Below are 24,320 nucleotides of genomic sequence, written 5' to 3' on the forward strand. Positions count from 1 at the left end.
CGCGATATTTCGCGGACGCCCAAAACAATTTTCTACGAAAAAAAAGGGGATTTAGCCCTCTGACTGCCCCCAGCCTTCGGACTGCATTTCCCGAAGGCGGCTGGCGGTGCGTTCGAATTCGAAAACACCGTCCCCTTCGACATAAAGCATCTCTGGCCGGTCGGCGGCACTGGCGATCAGGCGGACCTTGGCTTCATAGAGGGCGTCGATCAGCGTCACAAAGCGCTTGGCCTCATTGAAGTTTGATCGCCCGAGGATCGGGATGTCTTGAAGGATCAGCACTCGCACGGCCTCGGCGATGGCCAGATAGTCGGCGGGACCTAGCGGCTTGCCGCACAGATCATGGAAACGGACCTTGGCAACGCCATTGTGGAAATCAGGCAGTTCGACCGTGCGGCCCTTAACGGTCAAATGCAGGGCCGAGGATTTGCCCCCCGTCAGGTCCTGCCAGATGCTGGCGATCTCGGACCGCGCATCCGCATCGGCGGGGTAAAAGTAGCTGGGGTTCCCTGCCAGACGGTTTTGACGGTAATCGCGCGGGCTGACCATTTCCCAGACCACCAGCTTTTCCTTGATCATCGCGATAAAGGGCAGGAACAGCTGACGATTCAGACCGTTCTTATACAGGTCATCCGGCACGCGGTTCGAGGTGGTCACCACAACCACACCCGCATCGAACAACATCTGGAACAGACGCCCCACGATCATCGCATCGGTAATATCGGTGATCTGCATCTCGTCGAAGGCCAGCAGCTTGACCTCATCGATGATCGACTTGGCCACCGGTTTTAGCGCGTCTTCGACACCATCAGCCCGCGCCTTATGCATGGCCGCGTGGATTTCCTGCATGAACGCGTGAAAGTGGACCCGCCGCGCCGGCACATCCAGATGCGAGACGAACATGTCCATCAACATCGACTTGCCGCGACCAACCCCACCCCAAAGATACAGACCCTTGGGCGGCTCGGGCGCTTTGCGGAACAGGCCCTTTTTGACGGGCTTTGCAAGCTCTGCGCGAATGCGCTCGAACTCGGGCATGACGGCTTCCTGAGCGGGATCCGCGTGGATTTCCCCCTTGGCAACCATGTCGGCGTAAATGTTTTGCAGGCTCTGGGTCATAGGAAATCACCTATCGCGCAGCGGCCGATCCGCCAAGTGCCTGATGTGCTGGAAAATCACATATTGAAACCAGAATTAAACCTTTTCGACAGAATGCTTTGCATTCATAAACATACCGAAGTTAAATGAGTGTAGATTTTTGCCGGTACCAGTTTATCATTTTAGACCAAAACATACGAATGAGTGAGCAGCACCATGAGCGCCGAGCAAATGAATACTAAGACAAGAGTCCTCATCGCAGATGACCATTCCATGGTGCTTGAGGTTCTTAGCCTTTTCCTTTCTTCACAACCCGATCTTGAGGTTCTGTCTGCCGGTGACCTCGATGGGGCATTGAAAGTGATTGCCGACGTCGGCCCTGTCGATGTGACATTGCTGGACCTGAACATGCCCGGCATGAACGGACTTGAGGGTCTGCGCCGCGCTCTGGATGCCTCGGAAGGCAAGCCTGTCGCGATCATCACCGGCACGCCGACCCGCCGTGTTCTTGATGAAACACTGGAGATGGGCGGCGCTGGCCTGATCCCCAAGACAATGCAGGCACGCAGCCTGGCGAACGCGATCCGCTTTATCGCATCGGGTGAGGTCTACACGCCTCTTAGCCTGATGCACGAAGAAACGAACACCAACAACAACGCCAACAGCCCCCTGTCCGATCGTGAGATGACCGTGCTGAACTATCTGGGCGAAGGTAAGCAGAACAAGGAAATCGCGTTCGAGTTGGAGCTGTCCGAGGCCACCATCAAGATGCACGTCCGGTCGATCTGCACCAAGCTGTCGGCCAACAACCGGACTCACGCGGTCTTCATCGCACGGAATACCGGACTGCTATAACATCTTTTGCAATTCTGCAAAATTGGCAAAGGCCCGCAATTCCATGCGGGCCTTTTTGCTTTCCATGACGTGTTATCTTGGGTCACTTTTCCCGCAGAGCGGATTTATCCCACATCTCCGATCAAACCGCGCAGGCGCATGATCGCCGCCTTCTTGATCTGTGACACCCGTCCAGTTGTAACCCCCAGAATGGCGGCGACCTCATAGACGTTCAGCTCTTCCACATAGTACAGGTGCAGCAGCAGCGCCTCACGTTCCGGCAGTTTCTCCAATGCCTTACGCAGCAATACTTTCAGCTGTGACTGATGGGTCAGGTCTTCCGAGTTCTGCTGCCGGTCTTCGAACAGCATGGACTGATCCGAATAGACCTCGTCCAGCGACTGCACCCGATTAACCTGAAAGCGGGCCTGCCAGTCTTCGTATTCCTCTATGGGAATCTCCATCTTGGCGGCAACTTCCTTGGGCTCGGGCGTGCGGCCCAGTTCACCTTCCAGTGCGTTGATGGCGGCCTTGACCTGCTGCTGCATGGCAATCGTCTTGCGGCAGAGGTTGGAATTCCGCCTGAGCAAATCCACGATCGAGCCGCGCACACGGATCGCCGCATAGGCCGAGAACGTCACCCCTTCGCGGGGCGTATACCGTTGCGAGGCATCCACCAGGCCAAGATATCCGGCCTGCATAAGGTCTTCCAGTTCCACAAACCGGCCAACACGGCCGAGGAAGTGCCAGGCCAATCGCTTGACCAGATGCATGTGATCCTCGACCAGTTTGTCGGGCCGTGGGGCCTGTTCCGAGTACGCTTTGGGCGCGATCATGATTGTCCTCCATCAGAAGGCTCTTGGGCGTAGAGACTGCGCACTTGCGCAGGAATTTCAGGGGGGAGCTGCTCTGCCAGCCAGTCGCGTTCGACCGCCGTCAGGGCATGCACCACGGATTTCGTCGCGCTGATCCACGTCAGGGGCAGACCGGCATCGGCCAGATAGGTCAGATCCTCAGCTTCCAGATCGTCCCCGGCGCGGCGGCTCAGTGCGACTACAGGGTCTAATGCACGGTACGTGCCAGCTTGGCCGATGATCGCGCGACGGCGCAGACCAAATGGCAAAACCAGCACGACACGGCTGTTGTCCTGTTCGACCAACGCGTCGATGGCAGCCTCGCTCAGCGGCGCACGCCCCGAGATTACGATGATCTCCAGCATACCAGACCGCGGCGCGCGACGGATGCTGTCCAGATCAGCGTGTCCAACCGGACAGCCCAGGATACGCGCCTTGGTGCTTAGGAAGGCCCCGTCCGCGTGTGAGGCCCCGACAAAGCTGACCTGCACGTCGCGGCCCTTCTGGGCCTCTTGTGCGGCCAGTTGCAGCGCCAAGACGGATTTGCCGGCACCGATCTGGCCCACAATCACCAGCCGGTCGGCCCGCAGCACATCATTGGGGCTGGCAAGGGTCACGCGATCGACAGGGTTACGGGCCTCGGCCTTGCCTTCCGACAGGGCCACAGGGGCGGGCGAGGTAGCGGGGTTCATCCGCGAGGAAAACAGTTTGCCAAAGTTGGCCATCTTGCCCTTGCTTTCCGGCTTGGGCGCAGGCTCGGCTGCGGTCTTGTCCCGATGAGCCGCGATAGGAACGACCTTGTCGCTATCGGGCGTCACATCCGGCTCGACCACGCGCGCGGGCGCCTGAACTGCAGCACCGGTTTCGGCTGCGTCTTCGGCAGGCTCTTCGATCTTGGTCCGCTCGGCCTTGGGCAATCGCGGCGGCACAGGATCGGTGGTCGCGGTGATCTCGACCATGCCGTTCTTTTTCACCGTCGAGAGGATCAAGGCGTCCGGCCCGAGACGGGCGATGACTTCGTCCATCGCTTCGGCACTATCGGCAGCTCTTACGGTTGTGGTTGGCATTTTGGGGCCTCGTTAGCTGGCTCAGGACTGGCCGATCTGGCGGTTGCCGCCGATCGTCGCCACGATTTCGATTTTGCGGTTGTCGGGCAGTTCGTTGACCGCCAGCACGATGGCGTCGCTGCCATGACCGCGCAGGAAGGCGGCATAGGGACGGCGCAGCGCGCTAGAGACGATCACGACCGGCTGGCGCCCTTGGGCCAGCATCTCTTCGTTGCTCTGGTTCAGGGCCTGCAGCATCTGCTGGGTCAGACCCTGATCCACGATCAAACCGGCGCCCTTCTGGTAGCTGCGGGTCAGCAACTCTTCGAAGTCGGGCGACAGGGTGATCAGGGGCAGCGGGGTGTTCAGAGGAGCAATCTGTTGCAGCAGCAGCGGGGTCAGGGCGGGGCGAAGGGCCTCTGCCATATCCTGCGTGTCGGTCAGGCGGCCTGCCACATCGGCCAGACCTTCCAGAATGCGGCGCAGATCGCTGACGGGAATACGTTCGGACAGCAGGTTGCGCATGACCGAGGTCAGGGTGTGCAGCGCGATGGGCTTGGGCACGACCGATTCCACCAGCGTCGGGCTGGCTTCGGCCAGACGGTCCAGCAGACCCTGCACATCATCGGGACCAAGCAGGTCAGAGGCGTGGTTGTACAGCATCTGGCTGAGGTGCGTCGCAATGACCGACTCGGGCTCGACCACGACGTGATCATCTGCCTCTGCTTCGGCCTGCTGATGGGGCTGGATCCACGTTGCATCCATGCCGAATGACGGATCTTTGACATCTATGCCGCGCAGCTTCTTGACCGAGTTACCGCCCTGAAGCGCCAGTTTGCGGTCGGGGTAGACCTCATCCTCGGCCACAATCGCCTGACCGATGCGGATGCGATAGGTGTTCGAGGGCAGGTTCAGATCGTCACGGATACGCACACCGGGAACCACAAAGCCCATGGCTTTGGACACCTCGCGGCGGATGCCGGTGATCCGGCTTAGCAGCTCACCACCAGAGGTTTCGTCGATCATGCCGATCAGACCAAAACCGATCTGGATCGAGATGGGCGCGTAGTCGGTGACCTCTTCGGCGGTGATGGTTCCGGGCGTGGCAGGGGCTTCGCCGCCACCGGCTGCGGGCTTGGCGCCAGCCTTGGGTTTTTCAGCGGCGGTGGCCTCTTCGGTCTCGGCCCCGCGGGAATACCAGTAGCCCGCGCCTGCACCTGCCGCTGCAATCAGGAAGAGAAAGTTGGGCATGCCCGGAACAAGGCCCAGAATGCCCATCACAGCCGCCACAGGCAGCCATGCGCGGCTCAGGTTCACCTGCGTCTTGATGTGGCTGGCCATGTCGTGGCCGCCCGACACACGGGTCACGATGATCGCGGTTGCGATCGACAACAGCAGCGAAGGGATCTGCGCCACAAGACCGTCACCGATGGACAGCAGAACATAGGTCTCTGCGGCCTCTCCGGCGCCCAGACCGTATTGAGTTGTCCCGATAATAATGCCGCCGACGATGTTGGCCGCAAGGATCAGGATACCGGCAACCGCGTCGCCTTTTACGAACTTCGAGGCACCGTCCATGGCGCCGTAAAAGTCCGCTTCCTCGGCCACTTCGGCGCGGCGGGCGCGGGCGGTATCGGGGTCCATCAGGCCCGCGTTCAGGTCCGCATCAATCGCCATCTGCTTGCCAGGCATCGCGTCCAGCGTAAAGCGGGCCGAGACCTCGGACACGCGGCCCGCACCTTTGGTAATCACCACAAGGTTGATGATCATCAGGATGGTAAAGACGACGATACCAACGGCAAAGTTGCCCGCGATGACAAAGTTGCCGAAGGCCTCGATCACCTTACCAGCTGCACCGCCACCCGTGTGACCATCGGTCAGAACAATACGGGTCGAGGCCACGTTCAAGGCCAGACGCAAGGTGGTGGCAATCAGCAGAAGGCTGGGAAAGCTGCTGAAGTCCAGCGGCTTGTAGGTGTGCATCGACACCATCAGGATCAGCAGCGACAGCAGGATATTAAAGACGAAAAAGACGTCCAGCAGGAACACCGGAAGGGGCAGCACCATCATGGCGATCATCGCCATAATGCCAATGGGCAGAACAAGGCCTCCCATGCGTTCGGTTGGTGCAGCAGTTGCAGTATTTGCCATTCCAGCGGTTCCCTGCGGATTGTCGGTTTTCCGTCGCGTTGTGCGATTGCCGGAAATGCTGCAATTCCCGTGCCAGCTGTTGGCGAACACCTTGGTTTTAAGGGCCAATTGCGGGGATTAAGGCGGCGCGCCATGGCTGGCACGGCTTTTGCAGACCTTTGGCATCACCAATGGCCCGCAACCAGGAGACCCGGATGCCAAGGAACCCCAAAGCGATGCGCCTGATCGCCGCCGCAGGCCTGACCATGGCCGCGAGCGGCTGCATGATGCAGCAAACGCCCCGCGCCGTTGAGCAACTGCCCCTCGCGCCCGCCGCGCAGACCAAAGAACTGGCCGAACTGAAAGACGCGCTTGATGGGCGGACTCCGATGACGGCTATTCTGGCCGGAGGCCCAAAGACCGAACAGATCGTGCCCCTGAAGGGCATGGGCTATGCGCAGGTCGCGGGTCAGCCGGGCAAAACCACCAACGAAAAGCGTCTGATGGCCATCCGTGCCGCCCGCCTTGAGGCGATGCGCGATCTGGCCGAGCAGATCCACGGACTGCACATCAGCTCGACCTCGACCGTGAATGATATGGTCCTGCGCAGCGACTACATTCGCGGCGTTGTCGAAGGACAAATCCGCGGTGCTCGCACCACGGCCATCAATCCCAAAAGCGCCGATACCTTTGAGGTCGTCCTGACCCTTGACGCGGATGTGGTCCGCTACATCGTGCGCGCCGCCAAGAAAGGTCTCTGATCCATGCTGTCCCTTTCGCGTGTTGTTGCGACCTCTGGCCTGTTGCTGATCGCCCTTCTGGTGTTCCTGACCATGCGCCCTGCCTATGCGGGCACCAAGGATCAGGCCATCTGGGTCGAGGCATGGGGCCATTCGGCCATGACACGGGGGGACACGCAGGACACCGCCAAACGCCGCGCCCTGCTGGACGCGCTGGTTGCGGCGGCAATGCAAGGGGGCGCAACCCTTCGCGGCTACACCTACGTGGACAAAAGCGTTGTGCAGGCCGATCGCGCCCTGCTGCTGGCCAAAGGTCAGGTGCTAAGCCACAAGGTTCTGGACAGCAGCTTTGACGGCAACCTCTGGCGTGTGCGGGTGAAGGCGCTGGTCGGCCCCGTGCCTGCGGGCATCTGTGGCGGCAGCCGCAGCCTGCTGATCACGGCCACCATGCCGAACTACAGCATCTCTCCGGCAGCCCCCGCATGGACCGCCGAGATGAGCCAGACCATGTTCAACGACATGATGCGCACGGTTGAACGCAACCGCGCCACCAAACTAGAGCGCGTGATTGCCACCTCTTCGGCAGGGCAACCGGCCAGCTCGGTCCCCTCAGGGATGAATTACAACGCGCTGATGACAGGCGCCGCGCCGGCTGCGGCCAAGGGTGATCACATCCTTAGCACCACCTTCGATGTGGATGTCGTGCTATCCAACGCCATGAAAGCCATCGTCCTGAACGTGGATCTGGCCTTCAAGGAAAGCAACGGCAACATCCGCCGCCACCGCATCAGCCGCACCGCGCCGCTGCCCAAAAACACCACGCTGCACCAGTTGACCCTGCGCAACCGCACCACCGCCGAGGGGATGCTGTCGAACGGTGTGCTCAAAGAATTCAACACCGTCCTGTCGGCACTGGGATGCGAGCCACCCTCGGCCCGTCTGGCGCTGGCTGGCAAAAGCCTGAGCGTGCCCATCGGGGCCAGCCATGGCATTACCCGCGGCGCTTTGGCCGTGGTGGACGATCCCAACGACAGCTTTGGTCTGCTGGAAATCACCAAGCTTGAAAACGGTCGCGCCACCCTGCGCCCCTTGGACCCCAGCCGCAGCGCCTCTAGCTATGCGGGCCGTCTGGTCTACTTTATGGAGGCGGGACTGTGAAACTACGCGCCCTTGCCTTGGCCTTGCTGCCCATGGGCGCAATGGCGCAGCCCTATGCAGACGGGCTGGATCACATCGAGATCGCCTCGCTGGTGCAGACCGCTATGGCTGCCGAAGGTATGACCGGCCAGCCCGAAGTCAGCGAATTCCGCCGCTTTCCCGCCTGCGACACCACACCTTCGGTCACCAACCGCTCGGGCAACTGGCGGACGGTGGAATTGCGCTGCGACAGCCCTAGTGCATGGGCCCGCGCAGTGCGCACCTCGGCCGTCATGCCCCAGATCGAGCGCCATGATCCCCGGACCGCCCCCTTGGGTGAGCCGGTGGTAACGCTAACGGAAAGCTTATCGAAGGGCACAGTGATAGAATCCCGCCATCTTGCCCTAAAACCAATCGGCCAAGGCACGTTGGAAGGACTCATGACGGATCCGGAAAACGTCATCGGCCGCAAGCTGATGACCAATCTGGGCGAAGGTCGCCCGGTTCTGGCCCGTCACTTGGAAATCAGCTGGCTCGTGACCGAGGGAACTCCGGTCGCGATCGTTTTTGAATCCGCAGGAATGTCGATTTTAGCGACAGGAATTGCGGCCGAGAACGGGCAACGTGGCCAGATAATTGCAGTAAGGAATACAGGCAGTGACCGCCTCATCAAAGCTATCGTCCGCGAACGTAACAAAGTGGCCGTAAGTACTAAAATGAATTGAGACACCGCCGTTTAATGAGTCCGAGAGTGTGTGTTTGCTCGTTAAGTTTCAACCCGAGGAGAAAGTTATGGTCGACTCCATAAATCCGTCCCTCGCCCGCGCCCGAATTCAGAAGACGCAGGGTGATACGCCCGCCCCAAGCGGCAGCAAGGGTGCTGCCAGTGCCGGTAGCGTCGGTGCAACCGCTGCGACTGACAGCGTCAGCCTGAGTGCAGCTGCGATTCAGAAACCGACGAGCGTTGACGAAACCAATCCCCCCTTCGACGTCGAAGCGGTGAAACGCATCAAAGCCGCCATTTCTTCCGGTAACTATCCGGTGGATCTGGACCGTATCACGGACAGCCTTTTCGAAGGCTACCGTGAATTGATGATGTGACCTAATACGAACCAAAGACGGAACACGCACAGTGACCAGCCAATTTCTTTACCTTGCCGCCGCAGCAGGTCTGCTTCTCGCAGCTTTTGTTGGGGCGACATTTGTCGCACGCCGCAAGCGTGCCGCGAAAAAGGCTGTCGTGGCCGCCCCCGCGACCGCGACTGATACGTTGAGTGATCGACTGGAACGTCTGGAAGACGCCGTTGCAGAGATGAGCGATCTGATGAAGGACACCCGTTCCGATGTAGCGTGGCTGGCCGGCGAGCGGATGATTGACCAAGCCATCAGCCTGGCACGTCAGGGCGAAAGCGGGCTTGAGATCTCGCGCAAGACCGGCATCTCGGCGGACGAGTTGGTCGCCATGCAGGCCTTCCGCAAACACTGAGGTTTGCGCCTTATCTACATCAGTTGGATGGACAGGTTACCGGCAGTTTTTCTGCCGGTAATTTTTTGCACCATTCAGCGAACAGCTGGCGAGCACGGGCCTGAATGGTCAGACGCTCCTGCTTGCTGATTTCCTGACTGGTACCTTCACGGAAAAGCGCCGCATGAGGCGCCTCAAAGGCCGCAGCAACCGTGAACCACAACAGCGCCTCCGGCGGGTTCGCAGGCTCGCTGACTTCGCTGTAGACGCGGCCGATGGCTGTCAAAGCCCCAAGATCACCGCGCACGGCGGTATCCGTCAGATCCGTGATCAATCGGCCCGCCACTTCGGTGCGGCCTTCTTCGGTCAGACGTTCCTTCAAAAGCTTGATCATGCCCTTCGCGGCCAGCTCGCCGGAAAAGCGCGCGCGCCACGCCCAGTAGTAAGCCTCGGCGTCATCCTGCGTGATCCCCTGCCCCAAGGCATACAGCACCGCCAGATTGGCCTGTGCAGCGCCGTCGTTGGTGTCAGCCAGACGGCTGAACAGCATGATTGCCCGATCCGTATCGCCACCTTTGAAGGCCGCAACCGCATCGTCAAAATCATCTGCCCCCACAGGCGCAGTCATAAGGGCCGAGACCGCCACAGCGGCCAGCATTCGTCGCATCATCCGTTTCACCGTCCGGCCATCATCACCAGTTGTAGATACAAGAGCCGCCGCTTGGTCCCCGACACGGTCCGTTCATAAACCACAATGCGCGGGCGTTTACCCGGCTCGGTCTCGACCTCAATCGCGATGGCATCGGGCAGATGCACGTCATAGGTGGACAGCATCGCCTTGGGGTCATCCATAAAGGCGCTCTGGAAATTCTTGTCGATCCAGCCCCGCGCTAGCGCACGACCAAGGATGTTGGGCAAGTGCCGCTCGATCTCGGTCAGGCTCATGAGGCGGGTCATCTTCTGGACCAGCACAAAGTCCTCTTGCGGGATATGCCCGTTCTGGGGCGGTTCCTGCGGCGCGGTGGAGTCTTCGACCACGGGCAGGTTGTCCTCGGGGGCGTAGGGCGGCAGGACCGTCTGCGCAGCCGTCTCCGACCGCCTGAATAGACGCCTGAACGGGCTGAACACCCGAGCCAATCCTATCGCCATTCCCATCGTATCCTCACAAGCAGGGCAGTGCTGGGTCGGGGAACAGAATTCCCCTATTTATACCTTCGGACAAGACGGGGATAATTTTAGCAAACCTGTCCGAAGGGGAACTTGGCACCGCATTTGCACAGGGTTGCAGCAAGGTGATTGCACGAAACCCAAGGAATTTCCCGCATGTCTGACGAGACAGAAGACCAGCCAACCGTCGATCCCGGCGCTATCAGCGGCAAGGCCACCATTCTGCTGGGAATCCTGCCCGCGCTGGTGGTGATCGGTGCGTTCTCGGGCGGTCTTTTCCATGCTTTGCAAACCGGCCCTGCCCGCCCCGACGTGCCCGAAGAAGAGGTCGTCGAAGAGGTGGTCGAGGTCAAACCTGACCCGCAGCGCATGTATCTGGATATCATCAACCCGATCCGCGCCACGATCCCCGAGCTAGGCGGCACCGTCAGCATCAACATCGGTCTGGCCGTGCGCGACGACATGAACAAAGACGTCATCGAAAAGCTGAAATCCGCGTCCGAGCCCATCGTCGCCCCGCTGGCCGAGACCATTCTGGACATCATCCCGAACCTGCCGCCGCAATCGGACTGGCACGACCTGCGCAAGCGTCTGCCCAAGGCCTTCCGCGAACGGCTGAATCAGGATCTGACGTCTCCTGACGTTCCCGAACCTGTCTACGAAGTGCTGATTATGAATTTTGCTGTGGGGTCCTGAGGCCACTTGGCCCGCCCCTTGCAGGTATTGCCCCGAAGCGCCCTGTTGCGCACCCGAAACCGGAGAGCCCCGATGAACATGATGATCGACACCGCCACCACTCAAAGCACACCGGCCACCGAAGGCCATGATCTGCCATATATGATGGTAGAGACCGTCTACTGCGACAAGAACGGTCAACCGCGTGCCCGCGCACGGACCTCGCTGAGCGGTCTGATCGCAGCCCTAGCGGCGCCCCTGCGCCTGTCCTGAGCGGGGGATTTCCCGCTCGGTACCTTCTTCCTTGATGTAGCGTGCGTAGCGCACAGCAAAAATGCCAGCGCCCACGAACATCATCAGGGATGCAACAACACTGGCATCGGGCAGATAGCCCGCCAGCCGCACGATCCCTGCGGGCTTCAGCCCGATCAGGACGACCAACGCCAGCCCGATAAATAGAAACGCACGCAACCGCATGCAGGTTTCACAAGGCTTGCGCTCTGCCATCCCCTTAGTCCTTCCGCGAATAGGCCAGACGCAGCCGGTTTGCTTTGTGGTCACGGGCCTTCTGCGCCTTTTGTTGCAGGGCCAGCGTGTCCAGAGTTTCCCCTACAATCCGCAGAGCTTCCTTCAGGCTGTCCATCTGGCCTTCCTCGGGCAACTCGCCCGCAGGAACAGTGCCGATGACGGCCATAGCTGCACAGCGCAGTTCATGATCCAGCGCGGGCAGACGATCGATCTCGCCAGCCTCGGCGGCTGCTTGCAGTTCCGCAACCGTCCGCTCCAGACGCTCGATGGTCTGGCGCGCGGTGATTGCTCGGAGGACGTTACGGCTCACCCTTGCACCCTCACGGTCTGGCTGCCGATCTGGCGCCATGCGGAAAGGATGTCAGTGATGCAGTCACGGGCGACAACGATATCGCTGTTTTCTTCGCGGCGCATGCAGCACAAGATCTGCTGGCGGGCGTATTCATACAGCTGGAACAGGCTGACGGCGATGTCTTCGCCCTTTTCAAAGTCCAGGCTGCTTTGCAGGATGTAGATAGCGGTCAGGCCACGGCTGAGATGATCATCCGGAACCTTCTTGCCCGCTTCATAGGCGGTCGCCATCACCGACATCGAACGCTCCAGCTCGCGCAGCGTGATCATGATCACCTCATGGGGATCTTCGACCTCGGGGGCCGAGACGGCTTCGGTTTGACGATACCGGGATCTGGCAAGAGCAAAATTCATAACTTCCTCCGAAGACCTTGACGCTGTGTTTCGTATTAGAATCAACGACAGATGCTCTGCATCTTTTAGGCCAAAATGCACTTGCCCGAAAAACTAAGTCATTATTTTTAAATAAAAAATCGCGCCATAAGGCGCGATTCATTGGATACATACCGAAGATATTTCGGTCAGGCGGTCGCAAAGCTGCTGACGGACAGCACCATGCCTACATCCCCACCCGTGAGGATTGCGATGCCCGACAGGTCGCGCATGTTCGACAGAACACCACGCAGGGGACGCAGCAGAACCAGCTGTTGGCCCAGAAGTTCATCCACGGGGATCGCGCGGCGGATCTCGCCATACCGCACGATCACATAGAGACCATCGGGGCTGTCGCCGATCTTGGCGTGACCGTTCGACAAGGGCTGGATTCGGACCAGATCACCATCGTCCAGACGCAACATCGACATATCGCGTGCGGCGACAACCGGCACCAGATCCTTGCCTTGATGGATGCGCTGGATCGATTCGATCGGCAACACGTAACGCACATCGCCAACCCGAACGACCATGCCATCCAGAACGATCATGTGCAGCGGCAGGCTGATGTGGAACCGGACACCGCCATCAGGCAAGGCAACCGATTTCAGGGTGCCGCCCTTGTGCAGGACGTCTTCCTCAAGCTCGGCGAATTCCTTGTTCTTATCCAGAACACCGCCATTGTCGCTGAGTTCGACCGAGATCCGGTCATCCTCGTTCGCGACCGAGATGTGGAACTTGCCGGGGCGCTTTTCGTTCTTCAGACGCTGGGTGACCAGTGCCTTCAGGATCAGACGTAGATCCGAGATCATGGTCTGGTCCAGCGTAACCTCACCACCCGACGAAGACAGACGGGCATCGCCGCCGAACTTGCGGGCCAGCGTTTCCACGAAAGACGCCATCGGGCGCAACAGTACGGTCGCGGGACGCGAACGCATAGCCACGCTTTCTTCCTGCAACTGGGTCAGCTGAGAACCCAACTGGGTCTCGGCTTCGCTCAGCTGCTGAAGCTGGTTGATGTGTTCCTGTACGATTTCGCGCAGGATCGTCTTGTGACGGGCCAACAGCGGCGGGGCATCCGAATGCTGGATCGACTGTTCCAGTTCGGCGATCAGATCGCGCATGGCCAGTTGGCGGACCATTTCCTGCACCATCGCCTGACCCGAAGAGATCTCGCCGATGGTTTCCAGCATTTTCAGGCCATCACCGCCCGAGCCCATAACCACGTTGAAATCAAGCGCGGCATCGCCGCCTTCGCTCAGGGATACCGGCGCATCCTTAATCGTCAGTTCTTGTAGAACGAACAGCTTGTCACCCGACGGATCGATCTGGGCCAGCGTCTCATTGACGTGATCCGAGGGCAGGCTGGTGGCCACAAGGAAGTCAAACAGCGTGATGTCGTCTTTGAAGACCGTCACGTTGGTGATCATCTTGGCCTGCGGGCTGGAAATCCAGTCCAGGAAGTACTGGGCGATCTGTTCGTCGTCGTTCAGGTCCGAACGGATGACGAAGAAGTTCATCTCCGATTCAATCGCCGACTGCGCTTTCTTCACGCTTTCGGGCGACAGAACGCGGTGGAATTCCTTGGGCAGACCCAGACGTTCCTCGATCGATTTCGCCGTCACCATGCCCGAGGCAAGGAAGCAGACGGTCGAAGCCTCTTCGAACAGTTTTTCGATCTTGCTGGTGTCGGGCTCGTCGCCCTGATCCAGCGTGTCGAAGACCAGTTCCATCGTATCCACAAAGCCACGGGCGATCTGGATCAGAATGATGTCGGGCTTTACCCCGTCCACACGTACACGGGCGAACAGGTCGATCAGCGCCATGGTCAACTGCGCTGCGGTTTCCATCCCGTAGAAGTTACAGGCGTGGAAGGCACGGCGCATCAGGCCTTCAAAGCTGGCAAACCAGGTCTCGCCAGCGCCATTGTTGGCCTCAAGGCCCTGACGCAGCTGGGTCAGCGTGTCGAAGATATTGTCCGAACCCCAAACCCGCAGCAGACGGGTCGGCGTCAGCAGATCGTCGGGGATCGAGTTCTTGGGCAAGACCGCTTCAACAGCGGCCAGCTCTTCGTAAAAGCTTAGCTCTGCGCTACGGAAGCCTTCGATTGTGTTCGCTTTGGCCAGCAGTTCAGCCGCAGCAGTCACACGCACGTAGCCCTGCTTTTCGACAATCGCCACGATCTCTTTCGAAAGATCGGACAGTTCCTTGCCCGAAGGCTTCTTGTCGTTGGCAAAGCGCAAGCCCATCTCGGACACCCGCTTGAACAGATCCGACAGCTGGATCAACACAGCCGTATTGGGGTCCAGCTTGCTGTCAGGCTTGGCCGCAGCCGCCGGAGCAGGTGCAGCAGCCGCAGGGGCCGGAGCCGCCGCAGGGGCAGCAGGGCCCGGTGCAGGTGCAGGTTCTGCCGCGGGGGCAGGTGCAGCAGCCTCAGGGGCTGGCGCGGGTGCCGCTTCGGGCGCGGGTTCGGGTGCCGCCGCAGGCGCGGGGGGCGCACTTGCAGGGGGCTCGCCGACACCCAGATCGCGGTAGCGCAGGGCTTTGATGCCGTCGATAATCTCGGACAGCAGCGCCTTGGTGTCGCCTTCGGCATCCTTGGCCTTGTCCAGAAGCGCGGTCCATTCGTCCAGACCCAGCTGCTTGGCGGCGTAGGCCAAACCGCTGGCCTTCTTGGCGGCGGCAGCGTCCAGATCGTCGGCAGCTTCCAGCGCGGTCAGGGTCTCGGCGACCATGTCCGTGTAAATCTTGTGGTAAACCGCATCGTCCAGCAGACGCTTGGCAGCTTCCGAAGGCTGATCGTCCTCGGGCGCGGCAGGCGCTTCGGCAGCCGGTGCAGCCTCGGCGGGCGCAGGTTCCGGTGTAGGTTCGGGCGCGGCCTCGGCAGCGGGGGCCGGTGCGGGTTCCGGTGCAGGCGCGGGTTCAGGCGCAGGTTCGGGTGCAGCAGCTTCGGCAGGCGCAGCCTCTTCCTCTTCGTCACCGAAGATCGCGTCCGCATCTCCGAACGAGCCATCGTCGTCCATGTCATCAAATGCCGAGAACAATGCACCCATGTCGTCGCCAGCCGACGGCGCACTATCGTCGTCGTCCAGTTCGTCCAGCTGGCTCAGGGCATCGAGGCCCGAATCCGCGGATTCAGCGGCAGCTTCTGCGGGTGTGTCATCTTCGGCGCCACCCTCGCCCGAATATTTTGCAACCATCTTCTTAAGATCTTCATGCAGTTTCTCGGAAGGGCCGGGTTCAACGTCGGAACGGTGTGCCGCCGTGTGATCCAGCATGCCCCGCAGGGTATCGCCGGTCAGAACCAGCATTTCGAGGATCTCTTCGTTCATCGGAACGCCCTGGTCACGCACCAGCCCGATAAGATCCTCGGCCACGTGAGCACGGCTTTCGACGATCGCCAGACCCAATACGCGGGAATTCCCCTTGAAGGTATGCACAGCACGGAACAAAGCGCCGATATGCGGAGAAATGTCTCCGTCCAGACCTTCTTCCAGTGCTTCAAGGGCCTCTTCCATGGCATCAAGAGCCTGCGCCCCATCGTCGGCGTAGAGTTCCCAGATTTCATCCATTTCGTCGTTCATGGTCGCTTCCTTGATGCAACGGGTGAAAGGAAAGAGGTGAGCGGGTCAGGGAAAGCGGCGTTAGGCCGCTTCCACCAGCGAGCGCATCACGCGGCGCAGTTCATCGCCGACGCGTTCTTCCAGGTCGTGGGACACAGTGCCCGAGGGTTTGGTGACAACGCCGTCGGCGCCCAGTTCGCGGGCCTTTGCAGCCAGAGGCGATCCCGATACGGTCACCGAGGACAGCATGCAGATCTTGGCGCGGGTTTTCAGCTTGGCGTGGCGCAGGAACTCCAGCCCGTCCATCACCGGCATTTCGATGTCCAGCAGGATCAGGTCCAGATCCTCCAGATCGGCCAGTTTATCCAGTGCGTCCTGCCCGTTGGCAGCCTGTGCTACCATTTTGAAGTCAGGCAGTGTCTTAAGGAAGCTCGAGATGTAGAGGCGCATCATTGCGGCGTCGTCTACGATCATTACCTTGTATGCCATTTTATGTTCTCTCCAGGTTTAAGGTGCCGCCGCGTCTGATCCAGCGCGACGGCGCTTGTCTTAGAAGTTGCCGAAGCCACGTTCGTCGCGGTCGGAATTTCCGCGTCCGGCACCGGCGGTGGCGGGCGCTTTGCCAGCCATCATCTTGTTGATCTGAGCCAGCATCTCGGGCGAGAGGTTGGTCAGATCGGGCATGCCGTTCATGGCAGCAGTGCTGGCGCGCAGTTTGAAGCGGCCGATTTCGTTGCGCATCTGGGTCGTCGCAGAGGTCATCTGTGCCGAAGTTGCGGCCAGTTCTTCTGCCTGCTGGCTGGTGGCCAGCGCGGCTTTGGCGATCTCGCCGATGGCATCGTTGATCTGGGCCACACCGCGGGACTGTTCGCCCGATGCGCGGTCAATCTCAGATACGATGTCACGGACCTTCTGGATATCACCGGCGATCTGGCTGAAGGCCTCGCTGGTTTCGCTTGCGATCCGCACACCCGAGGTCACGCGGCTTGCCGAGCTTTCGATCAGATCCGAGGTCTCGCGCGCTGCTTTGGCCGAACGGCCTGCAAGGTTGCGAACTTCCTGAGCCACCACCGCGAAGCCGCGGCCATGCTGACCTGCGCGGGCCGCTTCCACAGCGGCATTCAGCGCCAGCAGGTTGGTCTGGAAGGCGATTTCGTCGATGACCTTGATGATCTTTGCGATGTCTTGCGAAGAGGTGCTGATGCCTTCCATCGCGTCGACCATCTGGCTGATCTTCTGGTTGCCCATATCGGCAACCTGCGCCGCGGCCTGTACCAGTTTCGAGGCATCCTGCGCGCTGGCCGCATTGGCACGGACCTGCGCATCGGTTTCCTCGACCGAGGCCGAAACCTCATCCACCGAGCTGGAGGCAATCTGGCTGTTGGTGGCCAGCTTCTGCGAGGCGTCGTTCATCTGACCCGAGGTGGACGAGACCTGCTCGACCTGCTCGTTGAACATGCTGAAGATGCTGTTCAGGCTTTCCAGCGCACGATCAAAGTTCTCGACGATGCGGCCGTATTCGCCACCGAACTGGCTGGTGTCGATTTTCACGTCCAGATTACCGGTCACGATTGCGTCCGACATCTTGCTGACCTCATCGGTCAGGGCGCGGAAGTTTGCACGCGAACGGTCAACGATGTCGTTCAGGAACACCTTCTTACGTGGCAGACGCGGGATATCAGCGTCAAAGTTGCCCTGTGCGAACTGGTTGAACACCTCAAGAACCATTTTCTTGGTCTCGATATGCGCTTTCACCATTTCGTTGACCATCATGCAGGCATCCTGAAGCGGACCAATACTGAGTTTGGTGTAGTCAATCTCTACATCGATGTCGCCAGCCTCATGGGCCATCGCCATGTTGTTCATCTCATTGATGAAGACCCGGAACTGCTCTTCGCGGGCGACCGCGTTGGTCACATCCTGCAATTCGCCCACCGCGTGGGTGTATTTGCCCGCATCATCGAAGAAAGGCGTCAGGCTCAGATCCAGTGCCATGCCATCCATGCGCACGGGGATCACCATCGTCGATTTCATTTTGGCAATCGTCTTGCGCTGGTGCGCGGGGTTGACGTGGAAATCATCGATGTTGCCGCCGACGAAATTAGCCGCGCTGAAACCAGGGATCCGCGAAGCGATGACGCTTTCATAATTGGTCAGCGCATCGACGCAGGCATCGTTCGCATAAACCACGTTATGGTCAACGTCCGTGATCACAACCGCCGTCTTCATGATGTCGAGCGCGCCGGTTTCCACCAACTTTTGCCATTCGGGCATCTGGGGGGTGGATGGTTGCATATTGGTCATCTCTTCGGTCCTTTTGGTAACGCCGGTGTCTTCGATACCGGGAACTGAAACTTCGTTTTCACCGCTGGCTTGGGGAGCAGGTGCGGCCTTGGGTTTTCGGGGTTGCCGGCGCGGGCTCGCTGCCGGCTTAGGGGTCTCTTCTGTCATCGTCGTCCTCCCTTGGCGCGCAGCGGTACTAGAAAGTCGTCAGTGCGTTTGGGGACCGGACGACACACCGCGCGCGCAGGCGCTGGTTCAGGCAAAGCCTCTCTCATCGCCGTCAGCGCAGAGATCAGCCCCAGAAGGGCGATCCGGCCTGCGCGACGCAGATATGTGTCCGGGCACATCATGGGTTAGTTCCGGAGCGCCTGAGGCGCGATCACGTCCATGTCGGACACCAGAACCGGTACATCCAGCAGGATGACCACGCGCTCTTCGATGCGGCCAAGGCCGCTGACAACGCTGCGGCTGTCCGCGCCGCCAAAGTTATGGGCGCTGTCGATGTTGGCATCGGGGATGTCGATCACTTCGCGAACACGGTCGACGATCAGGCCCATGGGGGCATCGTTGACCTCAAGCACGATAACAACGGTACGGTCGTCATAGGGGCGCTCGGCCATGTTAAAGCGCAGGCGCACGTCCATCAGCGGGATCACCTTACCACGAAGGTTGATCACACCCTTGATGTAATCGGGAACATCGGGAACGACCATAATGCGCTGCATGCCGACGATCTCGGTGACCATGCCGATGGTCAGACCGTAATCCTCAGAACCGACCGCGAAGGTCAGGTACATGCTGTCGATGCTGTCCGCACCCGCGACGCCGCCTTCTTCGGCAGCGCGCTTGGCGTCCGCGATCTGTTGTGTGGTCTGTTGATCCATTAGTAGGTTCCTTTCCTGAGAGGTGTGGAAAAAACGTTTGTTTCTTGTAGGGGCGCAGGGGGTGAGCCGACTGAATCAAGCATCGTCTGCGCCATTTTATGGATGGGGACCAAACCCTCGGCTCCGCCTATTTCCCAGGCTGCCGCGGGCATACCGAACACCACCGAGCTAGCCTCGTCCTGAGCAAAGGTCCGACCGCCCACGCGGCGGATCATGTTCAGACCCTGTGCGCCGTCCCGGCCCATTCCGGTCAACAGCGCAGCCGTCACGCGGGGGGCCGCGTAGTTGGCAACCGAGGCAAACAAAACATCGACCGCAGGCCGCGAATAACAAACCGGTGCGCCTTCGTGCAGAACCACGCGGTGCCCGCCAGGCATCGGCTGCAACACCATGTGGCGGTCGCCGCCGGGGGCCAGCAGAACCACCCCCTGCTTGATCACATCACCGTGCTGCGCCTCACGAACTTCGATCGCACACTGCTCGTTCAAACGGCGCGCGAACGCATTCGTAAAGCCCGAGGGCATGTGCTGGACAATCACTGTGCCCGGCGCATCTGCAGGTAGCTGTTCAATCAGCGTGCCAAGTGCCTGCACACCGCCCGTCGAAGCACCGATTGCGAACAACCAGCGCCCGTATTCGGGGTTGCTGGCGACCGACGGCACCGCCGCGCGCGGCATAGGCGCAGGGGCGGCTGCAGTCGTGGCGGCCGGCCGACGATCGGCGCGGGGCCGCTCATTGCGCACATGGGCCGCACGGGCCGCCTTCAGGCGCATCCGGATCTGGCTGGTGGCGGTCAGCATGTCATCGCCAGCGGTCATCCGCGGCTTGGGCAGCACGTCCACGGCACCGGCCTGCAAGGCATCGATGGTCACGCGGATACCGGAGGCCGTCGTCGACGAGACGACAACCGTCGGAATGGGGTCTTTCGAGATTTCTTCCTTCAGGAAGGTCAGACCGTCCATCTGGGGCATCTCAAGATCCAGCGAAATCACGTCAGGACGACGGATGCGGATGAACTGGCGGGCCTGTTCGGCATTCGCGGCAGCGCCGACCAGCTCGAATTCGGGATCGCTCTTGATGCCCAGTGCCAGCAGGCGCCGGAACATGGCCGAGTCATCGATGATCAACACGCGGATAGGGGTGGAAACCATTATGCAGGCCTCCGGTAGATACCAGCCACCACAGGCTCCCAGCGCGATCCCAGATCACGGATCGATTCCGTGACAGAGGTGATCAGCCAGCCACCGGGTTCGGTCGCGTCATAGATCGCTTCCAGCGTGCCGATCTGATCGGCGCGGTCGAAGTAGTACAGAATGTTCCGGCAGAACACGACCTGGAACGGGTGAATGAACGGATAGGGCCGCGCCTTCAGGTTCATCCGGCGGAACGTACAGGCATCGCGGATCTCTTCCTTAACGCGGTATTGCTCCATGCCCGCAGGCTCGAAGTAGCGCGACAGGATCGACGGGTCCGTCTGTGCGAACTGGCGGTGGGGGAAGACCCCCATCTCGGCGCGGGCCACGACGGGCGCGCTAATATCGGTGCCCAGAATCTTGAGCTTCTTCAGCGCCTGACGACCCAGAGTTTCGGCCACCAGAATAGCAACGGTATAGGCTTCGTCACCGGTCGAGGCCGCCGCACTCCAGACGCGCATCTCGGCGCGCTCGGCGATCTCGGGAAGGATCATCGTGCGGAAATTGTCCAGAACTTCCGGCTCGCGGAAGAAATAGGTGTGGTTGGTCGAGGCCGCGCTCATGACGGCCAGTTCGACCTCTTGGGGCGGATTGTGCAGCAGGTCGTGCGCCAAGCCGTTCAGATCGCCATAGTCAAACCGCCGCGTCACACGCGACAGACGCTGACGCAACAGATCCTGCTTGTTGTCGGCAAAGTTGATGCCGCAACGTTCGCTCAGCCAAGAGCGGATCTGTTCGTATCCAGCGTGGTCGGGGAAGCTCATTTCTCGTCCCCCGAAGCAAGGCGTTCGCAATCCAGAACGATTGCGACTTCGCCCGACGGCAACAGGGCGCAACCCCAGCTGGCACGCACCTTGGCAAGGCTTCCGACCAGCGGCTTCATCACCACTTGCTGACGATCCATCACCTCATCCACAGGCACCGCGATGGTCCCGCGCGAGGTGTTGAAGACGATGCAGACCATCTCCGACAGCGGAGTCATGTCGGTGACTTTGCTGTTGTAGAATTTCTCAAGGCGCAGGATCGGGATATGGGCGCCGCGAAGGCGCAACATGTCCGAGCCCTTTTCCTTGCCGCGACGGGCAGAGACACCCACGATGTCGCTGGGACCGGGTTTGACGATCTCGGAGATATCTTCGACCGGCACCGTGAACAGATGCTTGCCAAGACGCAGCAGGATGCTGTCAAGGAAGGCCAGCGACACCGGAATATGCAGCGATACCGTGGTGCCAGAGCCTTCTTCGCTGTCCACGGCAATACGGCCGCGCAGTTCGCTCATAGTGGTGTTCAGAACGTCCATGCCCACGCCTCGACCCGACAGGGTCGAGACCTTTTCAGCGGTCGAGAAGCCGGGCTCGAAGATACATTTCCAAAGACGCTCGGGTTCGGGCTCTTCGGTTTCGCCGAAAAAGCCACGCTTGCGGGCGATCTTCAGGATCTTTTCACGGTTCAGACCGCGACCGTCGTCGATTACCTGAATGCGCACTTCGCTGCCCACCTGCGCGGCGGTCAGTTTGATGGTGCCTGCTTTCTTCTTAGAGGTCTGCGCGCGCTCTTCCGGAGTTTCCAGACCGTGGTCGGCCGAGTTACGGACAACGTGCAGCAGCGGATCATAGAGCTTGTCAGCAACAAGCTTGTCGATGGCGGTGTCATCGCCCTCGATAATCAGATCAATATTTTTTTTGGTTTCACGCTCAAGCTCGCGGACCATGCGTTTCAGGCGTCGGAAGACCTCGCCGACGGGAACCAGTCGCAATTCGGTGGCGGCGTCCTGCACTTCGCGGACGATCATGGACAAACGGTGCGCGGCGGCATCGAACCCGACCAGATCAAGGCCCTCAAGATCTGGCGAGTTCACGGTTTCCGACACGCTGAGCGAAAGCTCACCGACAAGGTCCATCAAACGACCAATCTTGTCAGAGGACACACGGAGTAGTGCGCCACCGCTTGATTTTTCAGTTGTGGCTTCAGGATTAGCGCTCATGCGCGTGCCTTTCCTTGCCTATCGCTTCGTTCTCAAAGCCGCCGTGCATCACGTTGTCAGACAACGGTTTTCCGACAGCCTCATGGCTTTTCATTCAGTCCCGGGATGCCAATGCAAACCCCGTGCCGAGTCTGGAAAAATTCGTCAGGCTGCGTCGGTACTTGCGTCGAAGTTAAAGATGCAGACCCCGTCGAACCCCGTTGAGCGGAAGAGGAATGTGGATTTCATCGCATCCACAAAGCCGCCGTGGTTCTTTTCGAAGGTTTTCAGATCGGCCGCCGAGGGAAAAAAGACATTTACGGAAATGTCGCCCTCTTTACTGATCAGGACAGTGAGACCGGACATGTTGCACTCGGGGATGGCATTCCCGATGGACTCGGTCACAAAAGGAGCCGCGATTTGCGCCGCATCCAGACTTGGAAACTTCAGATGGTATGTTTTGGACAACATGGTTGGGCCTACGCTTGTTCATTTCGACGTCTGAAAAGCTAAACGGCCCCGTTGAATTTTGTTTCATACCTCTTTTGGACTCGGTCGCCCTATCCATTCGGCACACTTAGGGGTGGGTTGCCCTACCTACCTACGTCCAACAGCCTAGCCATAGGGAGTCTATCGGTGTGCAGGAAAGGCAAAGGGGGTGTCGGAATCCCGTCAACTGACGGCTTTTCCCTGTCAGAGTCAGCGCAATGACACGCCTTTCGCCCCTATCGGTTCATTCATCGGCTGGCTTGAGCCTTATTTTAGGGTCTTTGTGAAAAAAATTTTCGACCACATGCGATTTGGCACGACTCCTGCCTCTTAAAACCTCGACAGCTATGCGAGGACGCCATGACCGATATTCTGATTATCCCGACCGAATTTACCGCAGCCGCAGGTCTGACCGATCTGCTCTCGCGCCGCCGGGCACAAGTAGAATGCGCCACCGATGGCAAAGCCCTTACCTTTGTATGCAGCGCCGCAGCCGAAGCCGCTCTGGGTGGCCAGCGCGGTGTGGTGGAAAAGGCCAAGGTTGCTGGCGCCAAGCGCGTCATCATCGTGGATGAGGCCGCAACCGAACTGACCATCACCGAAGAGCTGGGTGGTCGCATGGTTCGCTTCGGCCTGCCCGCCGGTTCCGCGGATGCGCTGCGCAACGGTCCTCTTCTGATGCTGTCGGACCTGATCGCTGCGCCCTTCGGTGGCATGGTTGCCGCTGACGCACAGACCGGCGCCCTGATCGACATGACCGCCCGCGTGGCCCGCACCGATGTGACCGTCTTCATCAACGGCCCGACCGGCAGCGGCAAAGAGGTTCTGGCCCGCACCGTCCATGATCATTCGCGCCGCGCCGATGCGCCCTTCGTCGCTATCAACTGCGCCGCCATCCCCGAAAACATGCTGGAAGCAATCCTGTTCGGCTACGAGAAGGGCTCGTTCACTGGCGCATCGACCGCCAACAAAGGCATCGTGCGCGCCGCAGACGGCGGCACCCTGCTGCTGGACGAAATCTCGGAAATGCCGCTGGGTCTGCAAGCCAAGCTGCTGCGCGTGCTGCAGGAAAAGAAAGTCACTCCGCTGGGTTCGCAGAATGAATGCGCCGTGGATATCCGCGTGATTGCCACCTCGAACCGCGACATGGCCGAAGCCGTCGCCGAGGGCACCTTCCGCGAAGACCTGTACTACCGCCTGAACGTTTTCCCCCTGGCCACCCAGAAACTGGCCGAGCGCGCCGAGGACATTCCCGCACTGGCATCGGCCCTGCTGCGCCGTCACTGCGGCGAGGCCCTGCCCGTCCTGACCGAAGAGGCTTGCGACGTGCTGATGGCCCACAACTGGCCCGGCAACGTGCGTGAATTGGAAAACGTGATCCAACGGGCACTGGTCTTGCATGACGGCAAACAGATCACCGCCGCAGACATCATGCTGAACGGCAAACCGGGGCTGCTGCCCCACACCTCGATGGCCCAAGCTGCATAAGACAGCACGGCCACTTCTACCGCAGGCAACAACGACAATGACGAGCAGTAAAGCTAAGAG

At 60.1% G+C, this 24,320-nt stretch carries 25 protein-coding genes and 1 pseudogene; 9 read left to right on the top strand and 17 right to left on the bottom strand.

Annotation, left to right across the window (positions count from 1 at the left end; genetic code table 11):
* Positions 1-51: 51 nt before the first annotated feature.
* Entirely contained in the window at positions 52-1,119 is a 1,068-nt protein-coding gene (gene zapE / locus CLV74_RS15865; protein ID WP_106266677.1) for a cell division protein ZapE, read from the bottom strand.
* Between the two features lie 210 nt (positions 1,120-1,329).
* Here zapE and CLV74_RS15870 point away from each other — a divergent pair, with 210 nt between their 5' ends.
* On the top strand, positions 1,330-1,953 hold the full coding sequence (locus CLV74_RS15870; RefSeq protein WP_245888572.1) for a response regulator transcription factor: 624 nt from the start codon (positions 1,330-1,332) through the stop codon (positions 1,951-1,953).
* 104 nt (positions 1,954-2,057) lie between these two features.
* Here CLV74_RS15870 and CLV74_RS15875 read toward each other — a convergent pair whose 3' ends face one another.
* The 3 genes from CLV74_RS15875 to flhA are packed head-to-tail and all read right to left on the bottom strand — an operon-like array spanning position 2,058 to position 5,983.
* A complete protein-coding gene (locus CLV74_RS15875) occupies positions 2,058-2,768 on the bottom strand; it encodes a sigma-70 family RNA polymerase sigma factor (RefSeq protein WP_106266681.1) in 711 nt (236 codons plus the stop codon).
* Entirely contained in the window at positions 2,765-3,853 is a 1,089-nt protein-coding gene (locus CLV74_RS15880; RefSeq protein WP_146134970.1) for a hypothetical protein, read from the bottom strand. Before CLV74_RS15880 ends, CLV74_RS15875 begins: the two co-directional genes overlap by 4 nt.
* A gap of 21 nt (positions 3,854-3,874) precedes the next feature.
* The gene (flhA, locus tag CLV74_RS15885; protein ID WP_106266686.1) at positions 3,875-5,983 is read right to left on the bottom strand and encodes a flagellar biosynthesis protein FlhA; all 2,109 of its coding nucleotides are present in this window, start codon (positions 5,981-5,983) and stop codon (positions 3,875-3,877) included.
* Between the two features lie 194 nt (positions 5,984-6,177).
* On the opposite strand from flhA, the gene CLV74_RS15890 reads away from it, so the two are divergent.
* The 5 genes and pseudogenes from CLV74_RS15890 to CLV74_RS15910 all read left to right on the top strand — a co-directional run bounded on the left by CLV74_RS15890 (position 6,178) and on the right by CLV74_RS15910 (position 9,325).
* Positions 6,178-6,723, top strand: coding sequence for an LPP20 family lipoprotein (locus CLV74_RS15890; RefSeq protein WP_106266839.1), 546 nt, complete (start codon positions 6,178-6,180; stop codon positions 6,721-6,723).
* A gap of 72 nt (positions 6,724-6,795) precedes the next feature.
* Positions 6,796-7,074, top strand: a pseudogene (locus tag CLV74_RS23480) (flagellar assembly protein T N-terminal domain-containing protein); the annotation flags it as partial.
* Between the two features lie 782 nt (positions 7,075-7,856).
* Positions 7,857-8,564, top strand: coding sequence for a flagellar basal body P-ring formation chaperone FlgA (flgA, locus tag CLV74_RS15900; protein ID WP_106266690.1), 708 nt, complete (start codon positions 7,857-7,859; stop codon positions 8,562-8,564).
* 67 nt (positions 8,565-8,631) lie between these two features.
* Entirely contained in the window at positions 8,632-8,940 is a 309-nt protein-coding gene (flgM, locus tag CLV74_RS15905) for a flagellar biosynthesis anti-sigma factor FlgM (RefSeq protein WP_106266692.1), read from the top strand.
* 31 nt (positions 8,941-8,971) lie between these two features.
* On the top strand, positions 8,972-9,325 hold the full coding sequence (locus CLV74_RS15910) for a hypothetical protein (protein ID WP_106266694.1): 354 nt from the start codon (positions 8,972-8,974) through the stop codon (positions 9,323-9,325).
* 19 nt (positions 9,326-9,344) lie between these two features.
* Here CLV74_RS15910 and CLV74_RS15915 read toward each other — a convergent pair whose 3' ends face one another.
* Entirely contained in the window at positions 9,345-9,974 is a 630-nt protein-coding gene (locus CLV74_RS15915; protein WP_146134971.1) for an SEL1-like repeat protein, read from the bottom strand.
* Between the two features lie 5 nt (positions 9,975-9,979).
* A complete protein-coding gene (locus tag CLV74_RS15920; RefSeq protein WP_106266699.1) occupies positions 9,980-10,453 on the bottom strand; it encodes a hypothetical protein in 474 nt (157 codons plus the stop codon).
* A 174-nt stretch (positions 10,454-10,627) separates the two neighbouring features.
* Between CLV74_RS15920 and CLV74_RS15925 the strand changes: the two genes are divergently transcribed.
* Together CLV74_RS15925 and CLV74_RS15930 are read left to right on the top strand one after the other, a co-directional pair.
* On the top strand, positions 10,628-11,167 hold the full coding sequence (locus tag CLV74_RS15925; RefSeq protein ID WP_106266701.1) for a hypothetical protein: 540 nt from the start codon (positions 10,628-10,630) through the stop codon (positions 11,165-11,167).
* Positions 11,168-11,239: 72 nt separating this feature from the next.
* Positions 11,240-11,419, top strand: coding sequence for a hypothetical protein (locus CLV74_RS15930; protein WP_106266703.1), 180 nt, complete (start codon positions 11,240-11,242; stop codon positions 11,417-11,419).
* Here the strand turns inward: CLV74_RS15930 and CLV74_RS15935 are convergent.
* The 11 genes from CLV74_RS15935 to CLV74_RS16000 form a co-directional block, all read right to left on the bottom strand.
* On the bottom strand, positions 11,393-11,653 hold the full coding sequence (locus CLV74_RS15935) for a hypothetical protein (RefSeq protein WP_106266705.1): 261 nt from the start codon (positions 11,651-11,653) through the stop codon (positions 11,393-11,395). The genes CLV74_RS15930 and CLV74_RS15935 overlap by 27 nt on opposite strands.
* 4 nt (positions 11,654-11,657) lie before the next feature.
* The gene (locus tag CLV74_RS15940; RefSeq protein ID WP_106266707.1) at positions 11,658-11,984 is read right to left on the bottom strand and encodes a hypothetical protein; all 327 of its coding nucleotides are present in this window, start codon (positions 11,982-11,984) and stop codon (positions 11,658-11,660) included.
* The gene (locus CLV74_RS15945; protein WP_106266709.1) at positions 11,981-12,379 is read right to left on the bottom strand and encodes a flagellar export chaperone FliS; all 399 of its coding nucleotides are present in this window, start codon (positions 12,377-12,379) and stop codon (positions 11,981-11,983) included. Before CLV74_RS15945 ends, CLV74_RS15940 begins: the two co-directional genes overlap by 4 nt.
* 167 nt (positions 12,380-12,546) lie before the next feature.
* Complete coding sequence (locus CLV74_RS23020; protein ID WP_211299062.1) at positions 12,547-15,981, bottom strand: Hpt domain-containing protein; 3,435 nt, start codon at positions 15,979-15,981, stop codon at positions 12,547-12,549.
* A 60-nt stretch (positions 15,982-16,041) separates the two neighbouring features.
* Positions 16,042-16,449 carry a response regulator gene (locus tag CLV74_RS15970; RefSeq protein ID WP_106266711.1) on the bottom strand — a complete coding sequence of 136 codons (408 nt, stop codon included), beginning with the start codon at positions 16,447-16,449 and terminating at the stop codon, positions 16,042-16,044.
* A 60-nt stretch (positions 16,450-16,509) separates the two neighbouring features.
* The gene (locus CLV74_RS15975; RefSeq protein ID WP_170108078.1) at positions 16,510-18,264 is read right to left on the bottom strand and encodes a methyl-accepting chemotaxis protein; all 1,755 of its coding nucleotides are present in this window, start codon (positions 18,262-18,264) and stop codon (positions 16,510-16,512) included.
* A 332-nt stretch (positions 18,265-18,596) separates the two neighbouring features.
* Positions 18,597-19,127 (bottom strand): chemotaxis protein CheW, encoded by a 531-nt coding sequence (locus CLV74_RS15980; RefSeq protein WP_106266715.1) that lies wholly within the window; start codon positions 19,125-19,127, stop codon positions 18,597-18,599.
* Positions 19,127-20,278, bottom strand: a complete 1,152-nt coding sequence (locus tag CLV74_RS15985; protein ID WP_106266717.1) for a protein-glutamate methylesterase/protein-glutamine glutaminase — start codon at positions 20,276-20,278, stop codon at positions 19,127-19,129. Before CLV74_RS15985 ends, CLV74_RS15980 begins: the two co-directional genes overlap by 1 nt.
* A complete protein-coding gene (locus tag CLV74_RS15990) occupies positions 20,278-21,084 on the bottom strand; it encodes a CheR family methyltransferase (protein WP_106266719.1) in 807 nt (268 codons plus the stop codon). The genes CLV74_RS15985 and CLV74_RS15990 overlap by 1 nt, the downstream gene beginning before the upstream one ends.
* A complete protein-coding gene (locus CLV74_RS15995) occupies positions 21,081-22,304 on the bottom strand; it encodes a chemotaxis protein CheA (protein ID WP_106266721.1) in 1,224 nt (407 codons plus the stop codon). Before CLV74_RS15995 ends, CLV74_RS15990 begins: the two co-directional genes overlap by 4 nt.
* Positions 22,305-22,448: 144 nt before the next feature.
* Positions 22,449-22,754, bottom strand: coding sequence for a hypothetical protein (locus tag CLV74_RS16000; RefSeq protein ID WP_106266723.1), 306 nt, complete (start codon positions 22,752-22,754; stop codon positions 22,449-22,451).
* A 378-nt stretch (positions 22,755-23,132) separates the two neighbouring features.
* On the opposite strand from CLV74_RS16000, the gene CLV74_RS16005 reads away from it, so the two are divergent.
* A complete protein-coding gene (locus CLV74_RS16005) occupies positions 23,133-24,260 on the top strand; it encodes a sigma-54 interaction domain-containing protein (RefSeq protein ID WP_106266725.1) in 1,128 nt (375 codons plus the stop codon).
* Positions 24,261-24,320 lie beyond the last annotated feature (60 nt).

The organism is Donghicola tyrosinivorans, assembly GCF_003003355.1.
Lineage (GTDB): Bacteria > Pseudomonadota > Alphaproteobacteria > Rhodobacterales > Rhodobacteraceae > Donghicola > Donghicola tyrosinivorans.